Origin of the sequence: Olleya sp. R77988 (assembly GCF_044594215.1) — a bacterium.
Classification (GTDB): domain Bacteria; phylum Bacteroidota; class Bacteroidia; order Flavobacteriales; family Flavobacteriaceae; genus Olleya.
In genome coordinates this window covers 1233153-1257155 of sequence record NZ_CP138988.1, presented here as the reverse complement: position 1 = coordinate 1257155, position 24003 = coordinate 1233153, and the positions used below count along the sequence as shown (strand labels likewise).

The 24003-nt window shown below is 31.9% G+C and carries 26 protein-coding genes and 1 tRNA gene; 5 read left to right on the top strand and 22 right to left on the bottom strand.

Translation table 11 applies throughout. From position 1 onward, the window contains the following. Positions 1 to 67 precede the first annotated feature (67 nt). From xylA to SJY17_RS05710, 3 genes are read right to left on the bottom strand one after another with little or no spacing between them, the layout of a single operon-like run. Entirely contained in the window at positions 68 to 1393 is a 1326-nt protein-coding gene (xylA, locus tag SJY17_RS05720; protein WP_397364529.1) for a xylose isomerase, read from the bottom strand. Between the two features lie 6 nt (positions 1394 to 1399). Then, a complete protein-coding gene (locus SJY17_RS05715) occupies positions 1400 to 2890 on the bottom strand; it encodes a xylulokinase (protein WP_397364528.1) in 1491 nt (496 codons plus the stop codon). A 25-nt stretch (positions 2891 to 2915) separates the two neighbouring features. After that, complete coding sequence (locus SJY17_RS05710; protein WP_397364527.1) at positions 2916 to 5852, bottom strand: glycoside hydrolase family 2 protein; 2937 nt, start codon at positions 5850 to 5852, stop codon at positions 2916 to 2918. A gap of 305 nt (positions 5853 to 6157) precedes the next feature. On the opposite strand from SJY17_RS05710, the gene uxaC reads away from it, so the two are divergent. Then, positions 6158 to 7561, top strand: a complete 1404-nt coding sequence (gene uxaC / locus SJY17_RS05705; protein ID WP_397364526.1) for a glucuronate isomerase — start codon at positions 6158 to 6160, stop codon at positions 7559 to 7561. Between the two features lies 1 nt (position 7562). Next, positions 7563 to 8528 carry a Gfo/Idh/MocA family protein gene (locus SJY17_RS05700; protein ID WP_397364525.1) on the top strand — a complete coding sequence of 322 codons (966 nt, stop codon included), beginning with the start codon at positions 7563 to 7565 and terminating at the stop codon, positions 8526 to 8528. A gap of 23 nt (positions 8529 to 8551) precedes the next feature. On the opposite strand, the gene SJY17_RS05695 is transcribed toward SJY17_RS05700, so the two are convergent. The 9 genes from SJY17_RS05695 to SJY17_RS05655 form a co-directional block, all read right to left on the bottom strand. Beyond that, complete coding sequence (locus tag SJY17_RS05695) at positions 8552 to 9856, bottom strand: TRAP transporter large permease (RefSeq protein WP_397364524.1); 1305 nt, start codon at positions 9854 to 9856, stop codon at positions 8552 to 8554. A 2-nt stretch (positions 9857 to 9858) separates the two neighbouring features. Next, entirely contained in the window at positions 9859 to 10350 is a 492-nt protein-coding gene (locus tag SJY17_RS05690; protein WP_397364523.1) for a TRAP transporter small permease, read from the bottom strand. Further along, positions 10343 to 11338, bottom strand: a complete 996-nt coding sequence (locus tag SJY17_RS05685; RefSeq protein WP_397364522.1) for a TRAP transporter substrate-binding protein — start codon at positions 11336 to 11338, stop codon at positions 10343 to 10345. The genes SJY17_RS05690 and SJY17_RS05685 overlap by 8 nt, the downstream gene beginning before the upstream one ends. Position 11339: 1 nt before the next feature. Beyond that, positions 11340 to 12494: a DUF4861 family protein gene (locus SJY17_RS05680; protein WP_397364521.1), complete on the bottom strand. Its 1155-nt coding sequence runs from the start codon at positions 12492 to 12494 to the stop codon at positions 11340 to 11342. Between the two features lies 1 nt (position 12495). Then, on the bottom strand, positions 12496 to 13290 hold the full coding sequence (locus tag SJY17_RS05675; protein ID WP_397364520.1) for a gluconate 5-dehydrogenase: 795 nt from the start codon (positions 13288 to 13290) through the stop codon (positions 12496 to 12498). A 5-nt stretch (positions 13291 to 13295) separates the two neighbouring features. After that, positions 13296 to 14138 (bottom strand): 5-dehydro-4-deoxy-D-glucuronate isomerase, encoded by an 843-nt coding sequence (kduI, locus tag SJY17_RS05670; protein WP_397364519.1) that lies wholly within the window; start codon positions 14136 to 14138, stop codon positions 13296 to 13298. 19 nt (positions 14139 to 14157) lie between these two features. After that, positions 14158 to 15333: a mannonate dehydratase gene (gene uxuA, locus SJY17_RS05665; RefSeq protein ID WP_397364862.1), complete on the bottom strand. Its 1176-nt coding sequence runs from the start codon at positions 15331 to 15333 to the stop codon at positions 14158 to 14160. Positions 15334 to 15357: 24 nt separating this feature from the next. Further along, entirely contained in the window at positions 15358 to 16185 is an 828-nt protein-coding gene (locus tag SJY17_RS05660; RefSeq protein ID WP_397364518.1) for an SDR family oxidoreductase, read from the bottom strand. Positions 16186 to 16469: 284 nt separating this feature from the next. After that, complete coding sequence (locus tag SJY17_RS05655) at positions 16470 to 16691, bottom strand: helix-turn-helix domain-containing protein (protein WP_397364517.1); 222 nt, start codon at positions 16689 to 16691, stop codon at positions 16470 to 16472. Between the two features lie 89 nt (positions 16692 to 16780). On the opposite strand from SJY17_RS05655, the gene SJY17_RS05650 reads away from it, so the two are divergent. Both SJY17_RS05650 and SJY17_RS05645 read left to right on the top strand, forming a co-directional pair. Further along, positions 16781 to 17212, top strand: a complete 432-nt coding sequence (locus SJY17_RS05650; RefSeq protein ID WP_397364516.1) for a hypothetical protein — start codon at positions 16781 to 16783, stop codon at positions 17210 to 17212. Between the two features lie 37 nt (positions 17213 to 17249). Further along, the gene (locus SJY17_RS05645) at positions 17250 to 17570 is read left to right on the top strand and encodes a hypothetical protein (protein WP_397364515.1); all 321 of its coding nucleotides are present in this window, start codon (positions 17250 to 17252) and stop codon (positions 17568 to 17570) included. Between the two features lie 19 nt (positions 17571 to 17589). Here SJY17_RS05645 and SJY17_RS05640 read toward each other — a convergent pair whose 3' ends face one another. The 6 genes from SJY17_RS05640 to SJY17_RS05615 form a co-directional block, all read right to left on the bottom strand. Further along, complete coding sequence (locus SJY17_RS05640; protein WP_397364513.1) at positions 17590 to 18051, bottom strand: hypothetical protein; 462 nt, start codon at positions 18049 to 18051, stop codon at positions 17590 to 17592. After that, positions 18051 to 18923 carry a relaxase/mobilization nuclease domain-containing protein gene (locus SJY17_RS05635; RefSeq protein ID WP_397364512.1) on the bottom strand — a complete coding sequence of 291 codons (873 nt, stop codon included), beginning with the start codon at positions 18921 to 18923 and terminating at the stop codon, positions 18051 to 18053. The genes SJY17_RS05640 and SJY17_RS05635 overlap by 1 nt, the downstream gene beginning before the upstream one ends. Further along, positions 18895 to 19227, bottom strand: a complete 333-nt coding sequence (locus tag SJY17_RS05630) for a plasmid mobilization protein (RefSeq protein WP_397364511.1) — start codon at positions 19225 to 19227, stop codon at positions 18895 to 18897. Before SJY17_RS05630 ends, SJY17_RS05635 begins: the two co-directional genes overlap by 29 nt. Positions 19228 to 19349: 122 nt before the next feature. Continuing rightward, a complete protein-coding gene (locus tag SJY17_RS05625; RefSeq protein ID WP_397364510.1) occupies positions 19350 to 19658 on the bottom strand; it encodes a helix-turn-helix domain-containing protein in 309 nt (102 codons plus the stop codon). Positions 19659 to 19753: 95 nt separating this feature from the next. Next, positions 19754 to 20257: a hypothetical protein gene (locus SJY17_RS05620; protein ID WP_397364509.1), complete on the bottom strand. Its 504-nt coding sequence runs from the start codon at positions 20255 to 20257 to the stop codon at positions 19754 to 19756. Next, a complete protein-coding gene (locus SJY17_RS05615) occupies positions 20257 to 21033 on the bottom strand; it encodes a hypothetical protein (RefSeq protein ID WP_397364508.1) in 777 nt (258 codons plus the stop codon). The genes SJY17_RS05620 and SJY17_RS05615 overlap by 1 nt, the downstream gene beginning before the upstream one ends. A 181-nt stretch (positions 21034 to 21214) precedes the next feature. Between SJY17_RS05615 and SJY17_RS05610 the strand changes: the two genes are divergently transcribed. Further along, entirely contained in the window at positions 21215 to 21655 is a 441-nt protein-coding gene (locus SJY17_RS05610) for a hypothetical protein (RefSeq protein WP_397364507.1), read from the top strand. 222 nt (positions 21656 to 21877) lie between these two features. On the opposite strand, the gene SJY17_RS05605 is transcribed toward SJY17_RS05610, so the two are convergent. The 4 genes from SJY17_RS05605 to trxA all read right to left on the bottom strand — a co-directional run bounded on the left by SJY17_RS05605 (position 21878) and on the right by trxA (position 23894). Continuing rightward, a tRNA-Asp gene (locus SJY17_RS05605) sits at positions 21878 to 21951 on the bottom strand. 65 nt (positions 21952 to 22016) lie between these two features. Continuing rightward, positions 22017 to 22946, bottom strand: coding sequence for a DUF58 domain-containing protein (locus tag SJY17_RS05600; RefSeq protein ID WP_397364506.1), 930 nt, complete (start codon positions 22944 to 22946; stop codon positions 22017 to 22019). Continuing rightward, entirely contained in the window at positions 22946 to 23491 is a 546-nt protein-coding gene (locus SJY17_RS05595) for a ClpP family protease (protein ID WP_397364505.1), read from the bottom strand. Before SJY17_RS05595 ends, SJY17_RS05600 begins: the two co-directional genes overlap by 1 nt. A gap of 85 nt (positions 23492 to 23576) precedes the next feature. Continuing rightward, positions 23577 to 23894, bottom strand: coding sequence for a thioredoxin (trxA, locus tag SJY17_RS05590; protein WP_397364504.1), 318 nt, complete (start codon positions 23892 to 23894; stop codon positions 23577 to 23579). Positions 23895 to 24003: the final 109 nt, after the last annotated feature.

Genomic DNA, 24003 nt, shown 5'->3' with positions numbered 1-24003 from the left:
AGTTAGTTTAGTTAGTTAGATTTTATATAATTATTTCAGAATTTAAAAATCTGAAAGATCTTCGACTTTATATATATTGATTAATTATATTTTCAAATAGCTCTTGCTTACCACTTTTTAAAGATAACTCGCCATTATCTTGAGCAATCTTATATAAGTCCTGTAGCGATAATTTACCATCTTCAAAATCTTTTCCTTTACCAGAATCAAAAGAAGCATAGCGTTCTGTTCTTAATTTTTCATAAGGCGAAGATGTCATGATTTTATCAGCAATAAGCAAAGCTCTTGCAAAGGTATCAGCACCACCTATATGCGCATGGAACACATCTTCCATATCTGTTGAATTTCTTCTGATTTTTGCATCAAAATTAATTCCTCCACCTTGTAAGCCTCCAGCTTTTAAGAAAACCAACATGGCTTCCGTTGTTTCTTGTATGTTGTTTGGAAATTGATCGGTATCCCAACCATTTTGATAATCTCCTCTATTGGCATCCAAACTGCCCAACATTCCTGCATTTGCAGCAACTTCCAATTCGTGTTGAAAGGTGTGTTGTGCTAAGGTCGCATGATTGACTTCAATATTCATTTTAAAATCGTTTTCTAAACCATATTTATGCAAAAACCCAATTGCCGTATCACAATCAAAATCGTATTGATGTTTCGTTGGTTCCATTGGTTTTGGTTCTATAAAAAAGTTTCCTTTAAAACCATTTGCTCGTGCATAATCTCTTGCCATGGTTAAGAATTGTCCCATATGATCTAATTCGCGTCCCATATCTGTATTTAATAAAGACATGTACCCTTCTCGTCCTCCCCAGAACACGTAGTTTTCGCCTCCTAATTTTATGGTCGCATCCAAAGCCAATTTAATTTGCCCTCCTGCTCTAGCCACCACATCAAAATCTGGATTGGTTGAAGCACCATTCATGTAACGAGGGTTAGAAAAACAGTTAGCTGTTCCCCATAATAGTTTTATTCCAGACTCTGCTTGTTTCTCTTTTATGTAATCTGTAATTGTAGATAATCTTTCTTCAGATTCTGAAAATGTTGCGCCTTCTTGAATTAAATCATAATCGTGAAAGCAGAAATAATCAAATCCCATTTTGCTAATAAATTCGAATGCCGCATCTGCTTTATCCTTGGCAGCCTGCACTGGATCTGATGATTGATCCCAAGCAAAATTTTGTGTGCCTGGACCAAACGGATCGCCACCTTTACCACAGAAAGTATGCCAATACGCTATGGCAAATTTAAAATGCTCGCGCATTGTTTTACCAGCAACAATTTCCTGTGGGTTATAATACTTAAATGCCAAAGGGTTGTCTGATTCCTTTCCTTCAAATTTGATTCCGCCTATCCCTTTATAATATTCTTTGTTTCCTATAATTGCCATTTTGTTTTATACTTTATTTAATATGAGTTCTAATTCTTTTTTCCAATTATTATATGCTTCTAAATAGGGCTTTTTGTCTTTAAAAGGCATAAACGTCATTACATGATCGTTGTCCATAATGACCTTTCCAAAGGTTTTAAAATCACCTTTATGTAAATGGGCAGCTCGGGCTGCACCAATAGCACCTGTTGTATTGTAAATTTCTATTTCTTGTTCTATTAAAGTTGCCACAGTATTTGCAAATATTTCTGAACGGAATAGATTGTCGTTTCCAGCACGCATTACACTTGGTTTTATACCGTCTGACTTCATAATTTCCATACCATATACAAATGAAAAGGCTATCCCTTCTAAGGCAGCTCTACACATATGGCCTTTATGATGGTTATTTAAATTTATATTAACAATGCGTGTCCCAATTTCCTTGTTATTGAGCATGCGCTCTGCTCCATTTCCAAATGGGATTAAACATACTCCATCTGAACCTATTGGAATTTCTGATGCTAAAGTATTCATCTCTTCATAAGAACTCACCGCTAAGTTATTTAATAACCATCGATATTGAATGCCTGCTCCATTAACACATAACAATTTACCTATTCTTGCGTCGTCTCCTTTTTTATAATTAACATGTGCAAAGTTATTTACTCGTGCACTTTCTTTTACAGACAAGCTATCAGTAACAGCATAAACGACTCCAGACGTACCACCTGTTGCAGCAACTTCTCCTGGATTAAACACATTTAAGGATAATGCATTATTGGGTTGATCACCTGCTCTGTAATAAATAGGTGTACCTGCTGCCAATCCGCTTTCTGCTTCACCTTTTTCATCTACTAGTGATTGGACACCGAATGTTTCGACAATTTCTGGCACCAGGTCCGAATCGAAACCGTAATATTCCAATAGAAAATCTGCTACAGTTTTCTTTTGAAAATCCCAAAAAACACCTTCAGACAATCCGGAAATCGTTGTGTTTATTTTATTTGAAAACTTGTAAGCTATATAGTCACCAGGTAACATAAACTTATAAATATTTTTGTAAATATCTGGCTCATTATCCTTTACCCATTTTAATTTTGAAGCCGTAAAATTTGCTGGTGAGTTTAATAATTGAGATGAACATTTGTCTTCACCAATATCATTAAAAGCTTTGTTTCCAATGTTTACAGCTCTACTATCGCACCAAATGATACTTTTACGTAGTGGATTTCCTGCTTTATCAATTAAAACAAGTCCATGCATTTGGTAGGCAATGCCAACGCCTTTTATTTGTGTACTGCTAATATTATGTTCCTTTTTTAATCGTTTAATAGCAGTACATATATGTTGCCACCAATCATTAGGGTTTTGCTCTGCCCAACCATTTTTTTGTGCATACATACCCATTTCTTCTTTGGGCTCTTGTATAACACCTATACTTTTACCTGATTCAACTTCTACTAAAGCAGCTTTTATGGATGAGCTTCCTATGTCTAATCCTAAGTAATAATTCATTTATAAATAAACTCTTAATATTATTTTAATTGTTTCTCTTTTTAGCAACTACGGTATACATTCTACTCTCTGCTGGCAAATCGTTATCACTATTACCTGCCATAACAATACTCTCACCTTTAACTGCTTTTCTATAAAAAATAGACATCTTTACTTTTCCCACAGTGATATCATCTCCAGTATCCTTAAAATCCTCTAAAAGGAATTCTGGTCTTGGCACTGTATCATCATGCAACACATAAATATCCATATTAGTACCTGCTATAAATTGTAATAAATCGCGTGCCCAATACCTATTGTCTGAATTTGGTGTTCTAATATATTCTGCGCCTCTTAAATACTTTGGTACAACAGTGTAGTTTTCTTCCATATCGGTATATGCCTTTTTTCCCCAATGCATATTGGTGCGAAGCATCGCTTTAGCATCACCAGTGTAACTGAACTTTGTAAACAACTTACTTTTGTTCGTTTTACCTGGAATGTATTCTGGAATTTCTGGTGTATATATAGGCATAGGCTCTTCAGTCAATACATCTTCAAATACCTGAGGTAAAACTGTGGTTAATCCGTTTTTAATTTCTAAAGGATTAGACGTTAATTCTATACTAACCGAAGGTAAGCCTTCTTGAGTTGCCGTAATTATAATCGTTCCAGCTTCTAAAAGTGAACGCACTGCTACTCGATTTATACCTGCTTCAATATCTAAATACAGGTTATTTGTTGAATGCTCTTTTCCACCATTATAGCCACCACGCCAAATTGCTGGCCCAGAAATGGTAAAATCTACACGCCCTGTAGCTAATGGACATCTTCTACCTTTGGCATCAACCACTTCAACATCAATAAGTGCAATATCAGAACCATCAGCCTGCCAACCTTTTGGACCTATGATTGATGTTAGTCTTAATGCTACAGGTTTTCCTGCTGTAGACTTGGTTTGAGTAACTTTAACTTTGTTATTAATGATACCTTCTGCCCTAATTTCTCCTGATTTCCATTCAACATTTTTAAATGTAAAGATGTATCCACTCTCTGGTGATTTGTTTTCTGCTATTAATTTATCGTTGACGTATAATTTTACTCCAGCCGTATTTGAGACCACGAATATGTCCTTTTTAGTACCTTCTTTATAATTCCAATGCCCTACTATATGAACTTGTGGTTCTGGTCTCCACATGGCTTTTGTAGTATAAAAAGCCTCTTTAGGCAAACGTACAGCATCCACTTCACCACTTGCTCTGGTCACTTCGGTTTGACCACGACCACCATGAGTACCATCCGAAAAAATCCAATTGGCTCCTCCAGCATGATAGGCTTTTTTGCCCATCTTATCCCACCAATGTTCTACTTGCCGCACTGCAAACTGTTCTGAAGTTATCTTATAGGTGTTTTTTTGAATATTTGGATGGCTAAAGAAATTATCATCGGGTGAATATTTATCCCAAATACGTCTAGGTGCTTCTTCTCGCATATATTCGCTTTCTACAAGAGGTAAATTAGGATATTCTCTTTCCCAACCTTCAGTACCAATTTCGATAGATATATAATCCTCAGAATCCGTTTTTACATCAGCTCTTCTATTACCCATTAAGCGTTTTCCGTTTGGATCGTAAGTATTAATCACTTCTAAAATCTCTTCATAATGTGCTGCGCTTTCAGCCCAATTGCCGCCTTCCCAGATAAAAATTGAAGGGTGGTTTCTATAATACACAATCATATCTCTAAATGCTGCAATACGAATGTCCCAAGTTTCACCTTCATCTTCAGATTCACCACTAACTCCAGGCATTAATGTAACAAAACCATATTTATCTCCCATGGCTATTTCAGATGGTGAACCTGCACAATGTCCCCAACGAATAAAATTACCGCCTGCTTCATCCATTAATTGAAACGTATGGTCGCGCAACCAGTCTGGCAATGCAGCACCTAATCCTGCCCAAGTATTTGTTGGCTTTTGTCCCCAACCATGCAGTTTTGCATATTCGCCATTATTGAAGAAACCTTTGTCTTTATTAAACTCGAAACTTCGGATTCCTAATGGTGTTTCATAAGTATCAACCACTTTATCTCCTTCCTTTAAAAGTGTTAAAACTTTATACATATAAGGATGGCGTGAGTACCAGCGATTCGGATTGCTTAGACTTGTATTAGTTGATAGTGTCACTTTTTCACCAGCGCCAAGCGTTGTTTCTGATGAAGATGCTTGAACCACTTTACCATTTGCATCAATAATCTGAGCTTCTAAGGTTATGGTTTTTTCTACATCGTAGTCATTTTTAACTTCGGTGTTTACAAAAATATCGGCATTTGTATCACTTATATTTTCTGTATACACATAGGTGCCTACTGTTTTTAAATTATCGTAAAGTGGAAGCGTAATATAAAGTGGGTCTGTAACATGTAGAAATACATTTCTATAAATACCACCATGCGTAGGATGCCAGTGCTCATGATTCCAAACTAGTGGAAAGTTATCTCTAAAATGGTCGCCTCTATCGTTATTAACTTTTACTGCAATTATGTTGTCTTCAGAACCGAATTTAACATATGGTGTTAGGTCAAAGCCGAAGGGAATAAACCCAGTTTGGTTTTGCCCAATATGTTTTCCATTAATATAGACATCTGCTATTTGCCTTACGGATTCAAATTCAATAAATACTTTTTTCCCTTTATCGGAATCGGGTAGTTTAAAATGCTTACGATACCAAACAGTTCCTCTCCATTGATTCTCTTCTCCATTATGATGACCAAGACTATAATCATCAAAGGTATCTACATCATTAAATGTATGTGGACAACTAACTGTTGGCCATGATTCGTCATTAAAATCTGTTAACTCGGCGTTTTCTGGATTATTCTTGATAAATTTCCAATCTGGATTAAAATTATATTTTGTTCTGTTTCCTTTAGGCAAATTACCATCTTCATACACTATCGAATTTTCAGTTTGACAACTCAAAAAGAGTAATAAAAAAAGTGGAAGGATATAAAAACGCAAAGCTTTCATTTATGTTAAAAGTTCAAATTAAGATCGCTTATGACCTAAAATTCATTAAAAAAACAATTTATTCAAGATTAAGAAATCTTCTATGATATAATGTCCTGTACTATGCTGTCTTTTAAAATGAATTTTATCTCCTTGTATAAATCTACTTTAAAATATTTCTATAATTTTAATAAAATTAATCAGTATAGCACAGGACAGACCAAACAATTAACTATCTTAGTTTAGTACTTAAACAAAATCTTTACAATTCACATTAAATGAAATCCTTTATAAACGACAGTTTTCTTTTACAGAGCGACTTTGCAAAAACGCTTTATCATAATTATGCAAAATCTTTACCTATTATAGACTACCACAATCATCTTTCGCCAAAGCAGATTGCCGAAGACACTCAATTTGAAAACATTACACAAGTTTGGTTGTATGGAGATCATTACAAATGGCGTGCAATGCGTGCTTTTGGTATAGATGAAAAGTATATTACAGGTAATGCAACAGATAAAGAAAAGTTTTTAAAATGGGCAGAAGTTGTACCTTATACAATAAAAAACCCTTTGTTTCATTGGACAGCATTGGAGCTAAAAGCCTATTTTGATATTGATGACATTTTAACTCTAGAAAATGCTGATGAAATTTATGAGAAGACTTCAAAAATTTTACAACAAAAATCACATTCTGCCAATGGGTTGCTAAAAATGCAAAATGTAGAAAGTTTATGTACTACTGATGATCCTATTGATTCTTTAGAACATCATATTGCTATTCAAGAAGACGCTTCAAAAGTAAAAACATTTCCAACGTTTAGACCAGATAAATCTTTTGCTGTTGAAGACGCTACTTCTTATAATGAGTATATTTCTAAACTTGAAAAAGTTTCAAAAATCAGTATTCAAAATTATAATGATCTATTAAAAGCTTTAGAAAATAGAATCCAATTTTTTAATGAAAATAGAGGAAGGTTATCAGATCATGGTTTTGAGCAATTGTATTTCTTTAATGAAGATATTTATGATGTTAATACATTATTTGATAAGGTAAAAAGTAATGAGGTTTTAACTGATGAGGAAGTTGCTTTTTTTAAATTTAAAACCGTTATTGAGTTGTGTAAAATGTATCATACAATTGGTTGGACACAACAGTTTCATTTAGGCGCAATCAGAAATAATAATAAAAGGCTATTAGATGAATTAGGACCAGACACTGGTTTTGATTCTATTGGAGATTTTTCTCAAGCCAAAGCGTTAAGTGGTGTACTTAACAAGTTAGATAGTACAAGTCAATTGGCAAAAACAATTGTTTATAATTTAAATCCTGCTGACAGCGAAGTTTTTGCAACAATGGTTGGTAATTTTAACGATGGCACCATTAAAGGAAAAATGCAATATGGTGCTGCTTGGTGGTTTTTAGATCAAAAAGACGGAATTGAAAAACAAATTAACACCCTATCAAACTTAGGGTTATTGTCTTGTTTTGTTGGTATGTTAACAGATTCTAGAAGTTTTTTGTCTTTTCCTAGACACGAATATTTTAGAAGAATTTTATGTAATATTATTGGAGCGGATGTTGAAAACGGAGAATTACCTGCTGATGAAGCCTTTTTAGGTAAAATTGTAAGTGACATTTGTTATAATAACGCTAAAAATTATTTCAATTTCAATTAAAATGGAAACAATAAAATGGGGAATTATTGGTTGTGGTGATGTTGCTGAAGTTAAAAGTGGTCCTGCTTTTCAAAAGGTAGCAAACTCCGAATTGGTTGCAGTAATGAGAAGAAATACTGCAAAGGCAAAAGATTTTGCTAAAAGACATCATGTTCCTTTTTATTATGATTCTGTTGATGCTATTATCAATCATCCAGAAATAAACGCACTATATATTGCTACGCCACCATCATCACACTTAGAAATTGCAAGAAAATGTTTGGCTGCTGATAAATTTGTCTATTTAGAAAAACCAATGACCTTGAATGTTAATGAGGCTATTGAATTGGAAAAAATTGTTTCAGAAAATGATAAAATTGTAATAGCACATTACAGAAGAAATTTACCTGCTTTTCAAAAAGTGAAAGAGTTATTGGATGAAAACAGTATTGGTAAAGTCCTTTTTGCTGATATTCGAATATTCCAATCTGCTAACCCAACAATTATCACAAAAATTGAAGATCATTGGAGGTTAAAACCTGAAATTTCTGGAGGTGGATATTTTAATGATATTGCACCTCATCAAATAGATTTAATGCGTCTTTATTTTGGCACCATTAAATCTGCAAAAGGTTTTGCAATTTCAACCAAAAATAATAAAATAGAAGATGTTGTAAACGGAATTATGGAATTTGAAAATGGAATTCAGTTTAGAGGTATTTGGAATTTTATTGCATCAGCAAAAGATGAAAAAGACGAATGTATAATTTATGGTGAAAACGGTACAATCACCTTCTCTTTTTATGGAGAACAAGTGTTTTTAAATACCGTTGATAAAAGCCAAATTTTTTCATTTAAAAACCCTAAACACCTACAACAACCTTTAATAGAACAAACTGTAAACTATTTTTTAGGTAAACAAGATAATCCGTGTTCTGCACATGAAGGTTTAAGAGTCATGGAAATTATAGACGCCTTTACTTCTTAGTTCAATATAGAAATTTAAATATTCTACAAACCAAATAATCTAGGTAAAAACATTGATATTTCTGGTATAAAACTTATCAGCATCAATACGATTATCATTATTAATAAAAACGGGAGCAATGGCTTTATAACCTGTGTAACAGAAACTTTGGCAACTCCACTACCTACAAAGAGCAAGGTTCCTACAGGTGGAGTACAAATTCCAATACATAAGTTAAGTACAATTACTATTCCGAAGTGCACAGGATCCATACCTAAAGTCGTTACAACTGGCAGAAAAATTGGTGTAAAAATTAAAACTGCAGGAGTCATATCCATAAAGGTTCCAATCACCAATAAGATAATATTAATTGCCAAAAAGATGGCAAACTTATTATTTAACGATTCTAGTAGAAATGTGCTAATCATTTCAGGAATACCTTCAAAAGAAAACAACCAAGACATTGCCATAGAGGTACAAATTAAAAACATTACCACAGCGGTTGTTTTAGCACTGGATAATAAAACACCAGAAAAGTCTTTAACCTTCATATCGCCATACGCTAAAGATAATACTGCCGCATATAATACCGCAATTACTGAGGCTTCAGTTGCCGTAAAAACACCTGCAACAATACCACCAACGACAACGACCAGTAACAACAAACTGAAAAATGCTTTTCTAAAAAATGTCCAAATTTCAAAAAATGTAGCACGTTCTCCTCTAGCATAGTTTTTACTAATTGCAATATAGGCTACATAGCCCATTATAGCGAAACCTAATAAAATACCTGGTAAATAACCTGCTATAAAAAGTGCAGCTACTGATGCGGTTCCGCCACTCGCCAAAGCATATACAATTAATATATTACTAGGTGGAATTAGTAATCCTGTTGTTGAAGCTGTAATATTTACAGAGGCACTTAATGTTCTTGGGTAGCCTTCTTCTTCCATTCTATCCGTCATTATACTACCAATTGCAGATGCTGCTGCAAGTGCAGAACCCGAAATGGCTCCAAATAACATTGATGCCAAAATATTAACGTACGCCAATCCTCCAGGAAGACTTGACACCAAGGATTTAGCAAAATTAATGAGTCGTGTGGCTATACCACCACGTTTCATGATATCACCAGCCAGAATAAAGAACGGAATTGCTAATAAGGCAAAACTATCTATACCTGTGGTCATTCGCTGTGCAATTGTCGTTATACCAGGCAACTTATCAATATTTAACAGTAGGCTTAATGTTGTTGCTATTCCAATACTATAAGCAACAGGAACTTTGAGTAACAACAAGGTGAAGAAACTCACAAACAAAACGATAATACTTATAACTTCAATGCTCATAATTAATTATTTTTTTTGTTTTTCAAAATTTTTGAAATGTGAAAGATTGAAAAGCACATAATGAGAAAACCACTAAAGGGCATAATGGAATAGACATATCCTAAGGGAATACGCAAAGTGCCAGAGAGTTGTTCTAAATACAACGTTGTATAGACCAAATTTAAGCCACCTATGACCATGACAATAAGGGCAAATAGAAATATTAAAACCTCTATAAGAATTGATGCTTTTCTTTTATTAGGTTCAGAGAATTTCTGATATAAAAAATCCATTGATAAATGCTCTTTTTTACCATTAAGATAGGCAGCACCTAAAATGGTCATCCAGATTAAGGCAAATCGTGCAAATTCTTCAGTCCATGTAAAGGAAGTGCCTAAAAGATATCTTGAGAACACTTGAAATAGCACATCGAGTACTAAAAGTGCAAAAATCACAATCATAATCCACTCAAGAGTTTTAAGTACTTTATTAAAAATAAGGTCAGATTTATTCATTAGTCTTTATTTTTATTTGGTTTACAATTGGTGAGAGTTCTGGAAATTCCTCAATAAAATTTTCTAAGACCGATTTCGATTTATCGGCAAATAAGGACTTCTCAGGAATGATAATTTCTACTCCAGCTGCTTTTGCTGTTTTCATAGATGCTTCAACAGATTCATTCCAAAACACTTTTTGTGCTTGTGCAGATTCATCAGCAGCCTCTTGCACCCAAATTTTTTCTTGGTCTGATAATTTATCCCAATATTTTGTACCAATTAAAAGCACATCTGGCACGGAAGAGTGTTGGTCTAAAGTATAATACTTGCTAATTTCATAGTGATTAGACGACACAAATGATGGTGGATTGTTTTCTGCACCATCAACAACACCTTGCTGAATTGCTGTGTACAATTCACCATAAGCCAATGGTGTAGCAGAACCTCCCATAGAGTTGACCATATTAATCGCCATTTGATTGTTCATCACTCTAATTTTAAGGCCTTTTAAATCCTCAGGTGTTCTAATGGCCTTTTTACTCGTATAAAAACTTCGACTTCCAGCATCATAATAACAAAGACCGCGTAACCAAAACTTACTACCCTTTTGTAGTATCGATTTACCAATTTCGCCTTCTAAAACTTCAAATTGATGTTGCTTATCTCTAAACAAATACGGAATTCCTAAGACATTATATTCTGGTACAAAATTAGACAAGGTTGCAGCACTTACTTTTGTTGCTGCTACACTTCCAATTTGTAATAACTCTAAAACTTCACGTTCTGACCCTAATTGCGCATCAGGAAATATTTTAACTTTTAAAGTCCCATTAGATTTTTTCTCTAAGGCTTTCTGAAATTCTACGATGCCTTTATGTACAGGATGAGTTTGCGGTAAGGTATGCCCTAAATACATCACTTTAGGACCTGTATTGTCTTTACAGGATGTAAAAGTTAAAACCAGTAATAGAAGAATTGTTATTTTTTTATTAAAGCCGTACTTCATATTATTTAGATGGTGTTATAACGTTCACTTCTAAAGGGTTCTGTAAACATTTTGAAAAGCGTGATAGGTAGTTATTCCATTCTGATTTAGTTGCAAATTGACCTGATTTTTTCCAGCCGAAGCCAGCATAATATTCAAAAGCGCCTGAAACATTTGATTGAACATACAAATTGCTTTCATCTTTTCTATCGGTAAGATAGTTATCAAAAGCTATAATACGTTTTGGATTCGTAATAACGACACCTTGGCCCAATTCTGAATCGTCAAATGGTTCCCAATAGCTCATCCATCCTTCCGCTTTATTGGTAGTAACTTCTCCATCTTTTTTATGAGAAGTTAAACCAACAGAAATATTATCAGTCCCACTTAATTCAACAATAAATCGTGTTAAATTTTGACCATAATCTAGAGATATATACTTTCTTTCCTTTATTACTTTCCCACCAGCATCCCAATCTTCATAGTCTAAAATAAAACTCGTTCGTATGGGACCAGTAGTAATAGTTTTCCAAGCCGTAAAGTTTTTAGAAACTGAATAAGTAGAATCTGTTTTTACAGCAATGCCTCCAACACCACGACTCACTCCAACATGAAAGTTATCTAATCCTTCGCCAATATCTTTATGGTAAGCGCCTTTTTCAATAACACCTCTTGCATACCATTTATTTATTATTGGATATTCTACACGTTTTAACCACGCGTCCATACCACTAGTTAACGTACCTCCTTTAACACCATCTTCTATCATTTTTTGGGCTACAGGACCAAAAGTTCTAAAAGCCACTCTATTATTTTCCCAAGCGTAATCATCAGTTCGCTCTGGCACAAAACGTGAATAGCAACGAATTAAATTAGAGTCTATGTCTTTTTTTTCTACTAAATTAATCTTGAAAGTAACTTCTGAATTAGGGGAAACTTCAGGTTGAAATAGTATAACTTTATCTACAATTTGAGAAATTAAAACCTTTTTAGTTTCAGAATTTACAACCTCTAAAGATTTCCTATTTAAATCTATATCTGTGATATCGACTTCAACAGTTTCAAAAGCTCTATCTATATCTAAATTATTTTTTACAGTTACTGATAAGACTTCTGAAGATTTTTCAGCACAAGAGAAACAGAATACAACTAGGATAAGAAAGATACTTTTTTTCATTTTATTCTTCGTTTGAAGGTTTACCAATCGTTGCTAAAATCCCTCCATCTACATATAAAATATGTCCGTTTACAAAATCACTTGCTTTAGAAGATAAGAACACAGCTGCTCCTGCTAAATCATTAGGGTCACCCCATTTTTTTGCAGGCGTTCTGTTTACAATAAAATCATTAAATGGATGTCCATCAACTCTTATTGGTGCAGTTTGTGAAGTTGCAAAATATCCTGGACCAATTCCGTTAACTTGTACACCAAAACGCGCCCATTCTGTAGCCATATTTTTAGTTAACATAACCAAACCTCCTTTTGCTGCTGCATAAGCACCTACTGTATTTCTACCTAATTCGCTCATCATAGAACAAATATTTATGATTTTTCCAGCTTTACGTTTCATCATTCCTTTGATAACGTGTTTAGAAACTATAAAAGGACTTACTAAATCAATATCTATTACTTGCTTAAAATCTTCAACTTCCATTTCTGCAAGAGGTGTTCTTTTAATGATTCCTGCATTATTTACCAAAATATCGATGTTACCAACTTCAGTTTCAATTTTATTGATGCTATCAATTACTTGTTCTTCATCTGCAACATTAAATTTATACCCAACAGCATTAATTCCTTCTGCTTTGTATAAAGCCACAGCTTTATCAATTTTTTCTTGAGATGAATTTCCATTAACCACAATAGTAGCACCTGCTTTTCCTAATCCCATTGCCATAGCCATTCCTAATCCATGAGTAGAACCAGTTACTAAAGCAACTTTTCCTGTAATATCAAATAATGTTTGAGACATAGTTTTTATCTTAAATCTGTAATTTTAGCAACATCCATATCATTGTAATCTAAATTCTCTCCAGCCATTCCCCAAATAAAGGTATAGTTAGATGTACCAGAACCAGAGTGAATAGACCAAGGTGGAGAAATTACAGCCTCGTGATTTTGCATCCAAATATGACGTGTTTCTTGTGGTTGACCCATAAAATGGCAAACTGCTTGCTCTTCCATAATATCTAAATAATAATAGATTTCCATTCTTCTATCATGAACGTGTGCAGGCATTGTGTTCCAAACAGAACCTTTTTTTAATTCTGTCATTCCCATTTGTAATTGACAAGTGTCAACAATTCCGCCAATTATCATTTGGCTTACCGTTCTATGATTTGCAGTTTCTAAACTACCTAATTCAATTTTATTGGCATCTTTTTTAGTGACCTGTTTTGTTGGAAGAGAAGTATGTGCAGGAGCAGAATTCATATAAAATTTTGCTGGGTTTTTAGCGTCTTCACTTTTAAAAACAACATCTTTTACATCTTTACCAATATATAAAGCATCTTTATGATTTAACTTAAAAGTTTCTCCATCTACATAAATTGTTCCATTACCACCAACATTAATGATACCTATTTCACGACGCTCTAAGAAATACCCGGATTTTAAAGGGTCTATTGTTTCTAATTTTAAATCGGTTTTAGTTGGTACTGCACCACCAGCCATATAACGATCATAATGTGTATACACCCATTTAATTTTACCTGGTTGCATTAAATCTGGAACTAAAAACTCGTCTCTTAATTCTTGTGTGTCGTATTTTTTTACTGCTTGCGGACTTGAAGCATATCTTGTTTCAAAAGTTGTTGCCATTTTATTTCTTTTATTTAATTTATAATGAACGTCTAATTCCTAGTTCTAAACCTCTTAATTCGGCTAAACCTCTTAAACGTCCTATTCCTGAATATCCAGGATTTGTTTTCTTTTTTAAATCATCTAACATTTTATGACCATGATCTGGTCTAAAAGGCATGCGTAAATCTTGTCTTCCAGCAGCTATTCTTTTTTGTTGCTCTAAAACCAATGCTTTCATTACAGCATACATGTCTACATCACCTTCTAAATGGTCTGCTTCATGGAAATTCCCTTCTGAATCACGTTTTGTTGCACGTAAATGAATAAAATGAATTCTATCTCCTAAACGTTCTATCATTCCCACTAAATCATTATCTGCTCTTACACCAAAAGAACCTGTACAGAATGTTAATCCATTATTTGGGGATTGTACAGCATTGTAAATATCTTTAATATCTTGTTCTGTGGATACTACTCTTGGTAAGCCTAAAATTGGAAATGGTGGGTCATCTGGATGAATACACATTAACACACCTGCTTGCTCTGCAGCTGGAATAATTTCTGATAAGAAAGAAAATAAGTTTGCTTTCAATTCTTTAGGGCCAATATTTTTATAAGTCGCCAAAATCGCATTAAATTCTTCTAAAGAATATCCTTCTTCTGCGCCTGGTAAACCAGCAATAATATTTTTGATTAATTTTGTTTGTTCTTCTTCGGAAGTATTTTTGATAAATTCAGCAGCTTTTTGCTTTTGTTCATCAGAATATTCATTTTCTGCACCTGGTCTTTTTAGCAAATACATTTCGAAAGCAGCAAAAGCAGCAGCTTCAAAACGTAGTGCTGTTGATTGGTCTGACACTTCGTAATCGAGATTTGTACGTGTCCAATCTAAAACAGGCATAAAATTGTAACAAACAATATCAATACCACATTCGCCTAAATTTAAAAGGGTTTGTTTGTAGTTTTCAATATATTTTTGATAATCTCCAGATTTTGTTTTAATGTTTTCGTGAATTGGCACAGATTCTACCACAGACCAAGTCAACCCAACATTTTCTATGGTTTCTTTTCTTTTGGTAATTTCTTCAACTGTCCAAACTTCTCCATTCGGAATATGGTGTAATGCAGAAACAATTCCTGTTGCTCCTGATTGTTTTATATCTGATAAAGAAACTGGGTCATTAGGACCATACCAACGCCAAGTTTGTTCTATATTTTGTATCATTTTATTCTTTTTTTAAACACCACTATAAGCAGAAAAACCACCATCAATAGGAATTACAATTCCTGTTACAAATGCCGAAGCATCATCACATAAATATAAAGTTGAACTTATTAAATCGTCTGGAGTTCCATAACGACCCATAGGAGTTTGATCTATAATTTGCTGACCTCTTTGTGTTAAACTTCCATCTTTATTTGTTAATAGAGTACGGTTTTGATCTGTTAAGAAAAATCCTGGAGCCAAAGCGTTTACACGAATACCTACCTTAGAAAAATGTACTGCTAACCATTGTGTAAAGTTAGAAATAGCGGCTTTTGCACCACTATACGCTGGTATTTTTGTTAAAGGTGTAAAGGCATTCATTGAAGAAATATTTAAGATAGAGCATCCTTTACGTCCAACCATATCTGTTGCAAAAACCTGAGTAGGAATTAGAGTTCCTAAAAAGTTTAAATTGAATGTAAATTCAATTCCTTTAGGGTCTAAATCAAAAAAAGTTTTAAAGCCTTCTGCTGCATTTTGTAAATCTTCCATTGCAAAAAATGGATTAGAAGTAGTTCCTAATGGATGGTTACCACCTGCACCATTTACTAAAATATCTACTTTTCCAAAAGTGTCATTTATAACTTTTTTTGCTTTTTCTAAAGAATCTTTTTCTAATACATTGGCAGCAACGCCTATTGCATTTCCTCCTGCATCTTTAATTTCTTGAGCAACTTTATTTGCTGCTTCTTCTCTTAAATCTAAAACAGCAATTTTATGTCCTTGCTTAGAAAGTGCTTTTGCCATAGCGCTACATAACACACCACCTGCACCTGTTAATACGATTGTTTTACTCATTAATTTTTTTTATTAAAACATGTTTATTAGATATCTAATACAGAAAGTAAAAATAATGTTCTATTTTAAAAATTCTATCCTGTCCTGTTATGCTTTTTCTATTAATTATTTAATCTTCTCTTAAACTGTTAAATATGTTGTGAAGATTGTAATAATAATATCAAACTATTATCACAAAAAATGAAGTTTTGTTAAGTTATTGATCTTCATTAAAAAAAATCAAGTATGGTCGATATAATTTACAAGTTAAAGTATTTGAAGATGAGTTTTGGATGACTATATACTTATTCACCTAACAAAATAAAAAAATCAGAAATTTTAATTTCTCGAGCCTCACAAAGCTTTTGCAGTGTCTTAACTGGCATTCTATAACCTTCTTTTTTAAGAATCTTTCTTACTGTTTTTTCATCTATATTATGATCCAAAGCAAAGCTGCGATTGGATTTTGAAGTGCTTATCCATTCTTTAGCTATATAGTTGCATATTTTCTTATTGATATCGATCATACAACAAAAGAAATTGTTGTAGATAAATATAATGCGGACGTAAATCCGCGATTTTGATTTTTTTACTATATTTGAATAAATCTTAAGTCATGAAATTCATTTATATAACTGTTTTACTTCTTTATTCTTGTAGTAGCACTACAAATGAAGTTAATAATTTAGATATCATCAAATGTCTTTCTATTGCAGATAATTACAAAAATACAGAAGCACTTAAATCTCATTTATTAGAGTTAGACAAAGCATTTACTAATTACAACTTAACTATTGATACTTGTGTCACACTAACAAATAATGATGTCAAAATTATGAAGGGTGTAGGAAACAAAGCGGTTATACGAATCTTAAAAGAAACTGAAAATCTTAACCTAGATCTATCAGATTTTGAACGCATTGATATAATTGACCGTATTAAAACTAAAACGGTAAAGCAAACAAAGTATCTTGCTTATGTTCATAAAAAACTTATTAAAAGTATTAAACTGCTTAAAAAGACTAAAAAACAAATCGTTAAATCTTGATATTTAAAAACTAGCTTTTGGTTATATAATTATGGAAATGGACACAACATATTTTGCTACTAACCTTTTAACAAAAACGTACAAAATTGAGGATAGACAATTTAAAAAAATAAGTCCTTTATTAAAGACATACCACATTTCCAACTTAATTAGTGTACTTTCTGCTGGACTTGGATATAAGTATTGGAGTATAGAAGATCAAAAAAATAAATCTAAACTAATTACAATGTCCTTATCAAAATTGGTAGAAGTTATTGCAAATAACCCAAACGTAAAATATGACCATCCAACTATTAAAGAAATAATTGCACTTGAAGAGATTCCTATTGTTGGAGAGCTACTAGTAAAAATGATATAACAACATTTTTTTTGAAGGTTTACTTTTTAGAGTTTTCTAAAACCATATTAAAATGAATCCGTGTTTCTACTGGTAAATCTTGTTCCATAACAAAATTCCATGCTTTTTTATAATCAGTATTATCTTTATATCGTTTTATTACGATTATAGAAGATGATACAATTAGTACTAAACAAAAAAAGGTAAATAAAAATTGGTTCCTGCTATTTTTATCAAAATGAATTGTTGTTTGGTATTTCACAGGAAACTCATTTAAAAGTTCATCTATTTTATTTTTATTTTCATCAAGCTTTTCAATATTATTCTTTGATTGCTTTACAAAAGCATTAAAGTATTTATTATACACGTGGTATTGATTTAGCATATCTTCTTTTTGTTGAAAAAGATTTTGCTCATAGGATGTATTACTAATATTTATGTCCTTTAATTTATCTTCTTGTTTTTCTAATTGTTCTACAATTAATTTTAAATATTTTTCCATTATCGTTTGCGTTTTTTTCGTTTCTTTTTAAATAGGTCTATTTGCCATTCATCTGTTATTAATGACACGTCCTTTAATTCATTTATACTTGTATCATTATTATTTTTTAGAGAAACTTTATCATCCTTTTTTAAAGAATTATTGATTTCTGTTTTTTCATTTATAAAGTGTTCAAGATTTAACTTTTGTTCTTTGTTAAGTAGCCTCTTTTTAATATTTCCAAAACTGTAATCTCTACCAATGCTACTTCCTTTTGTTTTTGCTCCATTAGTTGTATTAATAAATGTAACTCCCCTTCCCATTAAAACCTTAAAGCCTTGTTGCTCTATTTCTTTTTTAAACGCTTCTATTGATTTACATTTTTCAATTGCATGGTCTATAATCCTTTTTAACTGATCTTTACCTTTATTACTAGATACAAATTTAGAGCTAGACACTTTATTTAGTCCATGCTTCATTTCTAGCGCTCTACAAATCTCTTTTGCTCTTAAATGAGAGTAAGAGGTGGATAATAATTTTCCGTCTATTTTAACCCTGTTTATTGCAATATGGCAATGCCTGTGTTTGGTGTTAAAATGTTTGATGCTTATCCATTGGTTTTCTTCTGCTCCAAATGCATCCATAAAATCTTCTGTTACTGTTTTAAGCTTATCATCACTTAACTTTTCTTCTTCAGGAAAGGATAACACGATATGCATTACACTTTTTTTTACCCTTTTGTTTAACCCTTGTATAGCATTGAACTCTGACACAATAGTTTCTAATTTTGCATCTGGATATAAATAATTGGCAGTTATAACAGCATGATCTTTGTTTGTTAAATACTGTAAAAGTCCTTTAATACTAGATCCTGTTACTATTTTTGCGATCATAATAAGCTGTTATGGATTGAGTTGTTTTTTTCAGGTCTGTAATTATCATTTCTAAATTAATTTTCTCCGATAATTTTAAAGTCTTATTAAACTTTATTAGTGTCCATAAATTTTTACCTATAATGGATAATTCTACTTTTAACTTTAATGAATGTTCATCAGGTAAGTCTTGTACTTTTATGGTTTTATTTCTAATCAAAGAAGTAATATATTGACTGATTGTGCAATTGTGCTTTTTAACTTTTTGTTCTAAAATTGTTTTTGTTTCTGATGATACTCTGATGTGTAGTCTTTTGTTTTTCATTACAATTATGAGCTTTAGCGAATAACAAGCGTTTTTAGCCTTTTGGCGTACAAAAACACAACTTGCTAACTCTTACGTTATATCCTTTATGAATATTAAACTTTAGGGGAAAAAGAATTGAGTTACTCTGATTGAGGATTACTCTTTTGGACTAATAGTGTTTCTATATCTTTATGATTAAAGTACACTCTACCTCCTAATTTTATCGGTTTTAATAAACCTTTTCCAATCCAGGAATAAATGGTTGGTCTAGTGGTTTCAAACAAGGCAACTAATTTAGAAATTGAATATACTTTTGGAGCACCTTCTTTCTCTTTTTGCTTTTCTTGTAAAATCTCAAATGTAGAAGTCTTTTGAGATTGGTTATTTTGATTTGGTGTTGCTGGGTGGAATTCTGTGATTCCATTGTCATCGATAATTAAGATTTTCATGTCAAATTAGGTTTGTTATTATTTGACACAAACTTATAACCGATTGTAAAATGATATAAAGTTTAGTGTACAAGATTTTTGTACACTAATTAGGTTTAACAATTAATTATTTCTGTATGTATTCTTTGAAAAGAAATGAGCGTTTTATTTTTGTCTATTAACCAGTCTGCATTTTTAATAATACTATTTATTACTCTTTTATGACCTGTTGGTTTAATGCGTTTAATTTCAAAATATGTACAAGGTTTTTCTGGGTGAAGATGATCTAAACTTATAAGTTTCTTTTTATCCCTATTTGCTAATTTATATAAAACACTTGCTTTTTTAACAACTGCACCTAAAGTATAATTTTCGCGATCAGGATCATTAAAAATCAAATCATCTTCAAAAACTATTATTGAAGCTACCCTAACTGATATAGATGTGCTTTTACGCTTTTTAATAATATTATTTATGTAATTATTCCCCTCTATTAGGTTTGATAACATTTTAATGTTGCTTTTAATTTCTAATCTTTTTTCAGAATTAACCACTTCATTTTTTAGTTGTTTATATAAATTTTCTCTTTCTAAAATCAACATTTTATTTGAGTCCTTCATTAACGTCTTGGTTTTTTTGTTTTAGTCTTTTTTGTTTTAAGACCGTTATCTATAATTGCTTTAACTTTTGATTGTATATACTTTATATTTTTTGAATACCAAATATTATTCAACCTATACTCTACTGCTAATGATTGAAATCTTTCTTTAGAAAAATTTTTACGATTATACTTATAATCAAAAAGCCTTAAAATTAACAAGTACATTTTATTATTCATTTTTTCATAATTGGTATTTAAACTGTCTTTTAATAATTTATCGATTACTGTTGTTGTTGATCCATATTCATCAAGTTCAATGGTATCATAAAATGATTTAAGTCTAATATCATTTATAGCATAAAACACGCGGTCAGTAAACCAATTTAAACAGTTAGTTTCATACCAAGTAGAGTGTTCTAAATTTACAGTGTCTAGGATTTCTTCAGAAACAAAATTGTCAATATCTGAGTCTTCTATGAAATTTTCAATATAATATGCCTTATCTATTAGTGTTTGAAATTGCCTATTATAATCTTCCGATTTTAATGAATTCAATAATTCTAAAACCAAAACCTTTGAATAATACGTTGTTATAACATCATCATTACAAATCGATATGATATGTTCTTTGTAATTTTCACCTTCAATATTAATCTCTGGATGTAATTTACTTGTAGTAATAGATGCTAGAATATTTTTAAAGCCTTTTTCATTAAACTTTACTTTATTAGTATAATGGCTATCAACTCCTCTTTTTAAAAGTTCATGATAATTTAAAATTGTATCCTTTCTCATTCTTATATTTTATTGATTTAAAAAAAAATCAACAATATTAAAATTTTTAACTTTTAATAGTAAATAATAAATATTTTAATATGCTGATTATTAATAAGTTGAACGAACATAAAGATGTGATATTTATATTTAACAACAAAATAAGTTACGCTAAATTTTTGTACTTTTATTATAAAAAAACATGGATTACGATTCTATTTACGACTATAGAGAAACACATAGCGATTTCCGCGAACTTATATGTGAACATCAAGGCACAGAACTTTATCAAGAGATTATTCATTATATGAATTGGCTTTATCCAAAATGGAACTCTAATCTAGGAATTGGTTATGGTGCTTCAGAGTTTATTTTAACAGCAATTCAAAACCTGGAGGGTATTTCTGATTTTAGTTCAGAAAATAGACAGACAAATTTAGAAACTTTATATGAACAACTATCCTTTTGGTATGCTAGAACTAAAGAATGGTATCAATCTACACTAAAAGAAAATATGTATGATAAATTTAAAGCCTCTTTTATAGACTTTGAATATCTTGATGATATCTGTGACTTTGAACATGATAAACTGTATTCTGCTTTTGTAAAAAAAGAAATGAGTAAAATTTATTATGAATTTTAATAAAAAAGTAATAATTGTAGCACAAATGTTGCACAAAATAATTTTCTTAAAACAAAAAAGCATCCCAATTTTCTTTACAGAAAAAAGGAAAGCTTTCCATCGGTTCAAGCTATTTAACTAGCTTTCTACCTGTTTGATAGACTACTACATCTATCAAAACAACACAACTAAATTTTATTGCCAAAAAAAGCTCCAATTTCTCGGAGCTTTTAGCAATTTTTGCGGTCTGGACGGGATTCGAACCCGCGACCTTCGCCGTGACAGGGCGACATTCTAACCAGCTGAACTACCAGACCGTTGCATAATTGCGAGTGCAAATATACACTCCAAAATCAATATGACAAACATTTTTCTGCTTTTTTTAAATAAATTTTTGACGCTCGACCATGTAAGTTGTCAAAATCGCATCAAAAGACTGATTTACATCAGCTTGAATGTATTTTATTTTATACTGTAAGCACTTCATTTTCAATTCATCAAAATAGTTTACTACTGCTTTCTTATAATTATCTTTAACTTGCTCTGCATATAAATTAACATGCTCACCTGTTTCAACATCTATAAAACGTTTGGGTTTATTATTAAAATCAAACGTTAATTCTTTCTCTTTATCAAAAACATGAAATAAAACAACTTCGTGTTTATTATGTTTTAAATGTTGAAGCGCTTCAAACAATTTCACTTCATCTGTGTTTGTTTGAAACATATCTGTAAATACAAATATTAAAGACCGTCTATGTATCTTTTCTGCAATTTCATGTAAATACTGATATGTTTCTGTTTGCTTGTTTAAAGGCTTGGAAACTAAAGATTCTTCAAGTTTATTTAATAACATTTGATGATGACGCTCGCTTCCTTTTTCTGGCGCGTAAAAATCGTAAGCATCACTGTAAATACTTAATCCAACAGCATCACGCTGTTTTTTTAATATATGCATTAAAGATGCAGAAGCTAATGCAGAAAACGCTATCTTATTAAGATTGTCTATAGCAAAATTATCCATTTTTGGATAATGCATAGAGCTACTATTGTCTAAAATAATATGACAACGTAAATTAGTTTCGTCATCATAACGCTTGGTATACAACTTGTCTGTTTTTGCAAACAACTTCCAGTCTATATGACGTGTACTTTCGCCTTGATTATATATTTTATGTTCTGCAAATTCTGCAGAAAAACCATGAAACGGACTTTTATGCATTCCAGAAATAAATCCTTCGACCACTTGTTTTGCCAAATGCTCGAGGTTTTTAAATCCACCTGCTTTATTTAGTTCGTTTTGAAGATTCATTATTCTGCAATACCATCAACAATTCCGTAAGCAACAGACTCTTCCGCTCCCATCCAATGGTCACGATTAAAATCTTTCATTACTTTATCATACGTCTGTCCGCAATTATCTGCTAAAATTTGTGCACTTAACTCTTTTGTTTTTACAATTTCTTGGGCTGTAATTTCTATATCACTTGCTTGACCACGTGCTCCTCCACTTGGTTGGTGTATCATTACTCTTGCATGTGGTTGTATAAAACGTTTTCCTTTTGCTCCTACAGATAGTAAGATAGATCCCATTGATGCTGCTAAACCTGTACAAACCGTAGACACATCACTTTTTAATGATTTTATGCAATCATACATTGCAAATCCTGACGTTACATAACCTCCTGGACTATTTATATATAATGTAATATCCTTTGTGTCTAAACTATCTAAATATAACAATCTATCAATTACGTGTTTTGCAGATTTATCATCTACCATTCCCCAAAGAAACACTTTACGTTCTTCTAATAATTTGCTATCTATTGCATCTTGGGCTTTTGTCTTTTTACTCATTTTAATAGTATTTCTTAATTTTTAACTAAAATAAAAAAAGGTTTGCCATTACAGTAAACCTTTATCAATTCTTTATGAATATATTTTATAATAAAGCGTCTAAAGCTTCAGCATAAGCGTTTTTTGGTGCTACACCAACTTGACGTCCTACTACTTCACCATTTTGAAATACTAAAACTGTTGGGATGTTACGTACACCATACTTAGCTGCAAATTCTTGATTTGCATCTACGTCTAATTTACCTACAATAGCTTTACCATCGTAATCTGTACTTATTTCGTCAATGATTGGTCCAACCATACGACATGGTCCACACCAAGCTGCCCAAAAATCAACCATTACTGGCTTATCGCTGTTTAATACTGTTTCTTCAAAATTTGCATCTGTGATTTCTAATGCCATAATAATATAATTTAATTGAATTTTACTTCTTGTTAATATACAATATTAGTCAAAAATTCTGCCAAAGCTTACAACCTGACAATTTGTTTTAACTATTATGGTATTGGTT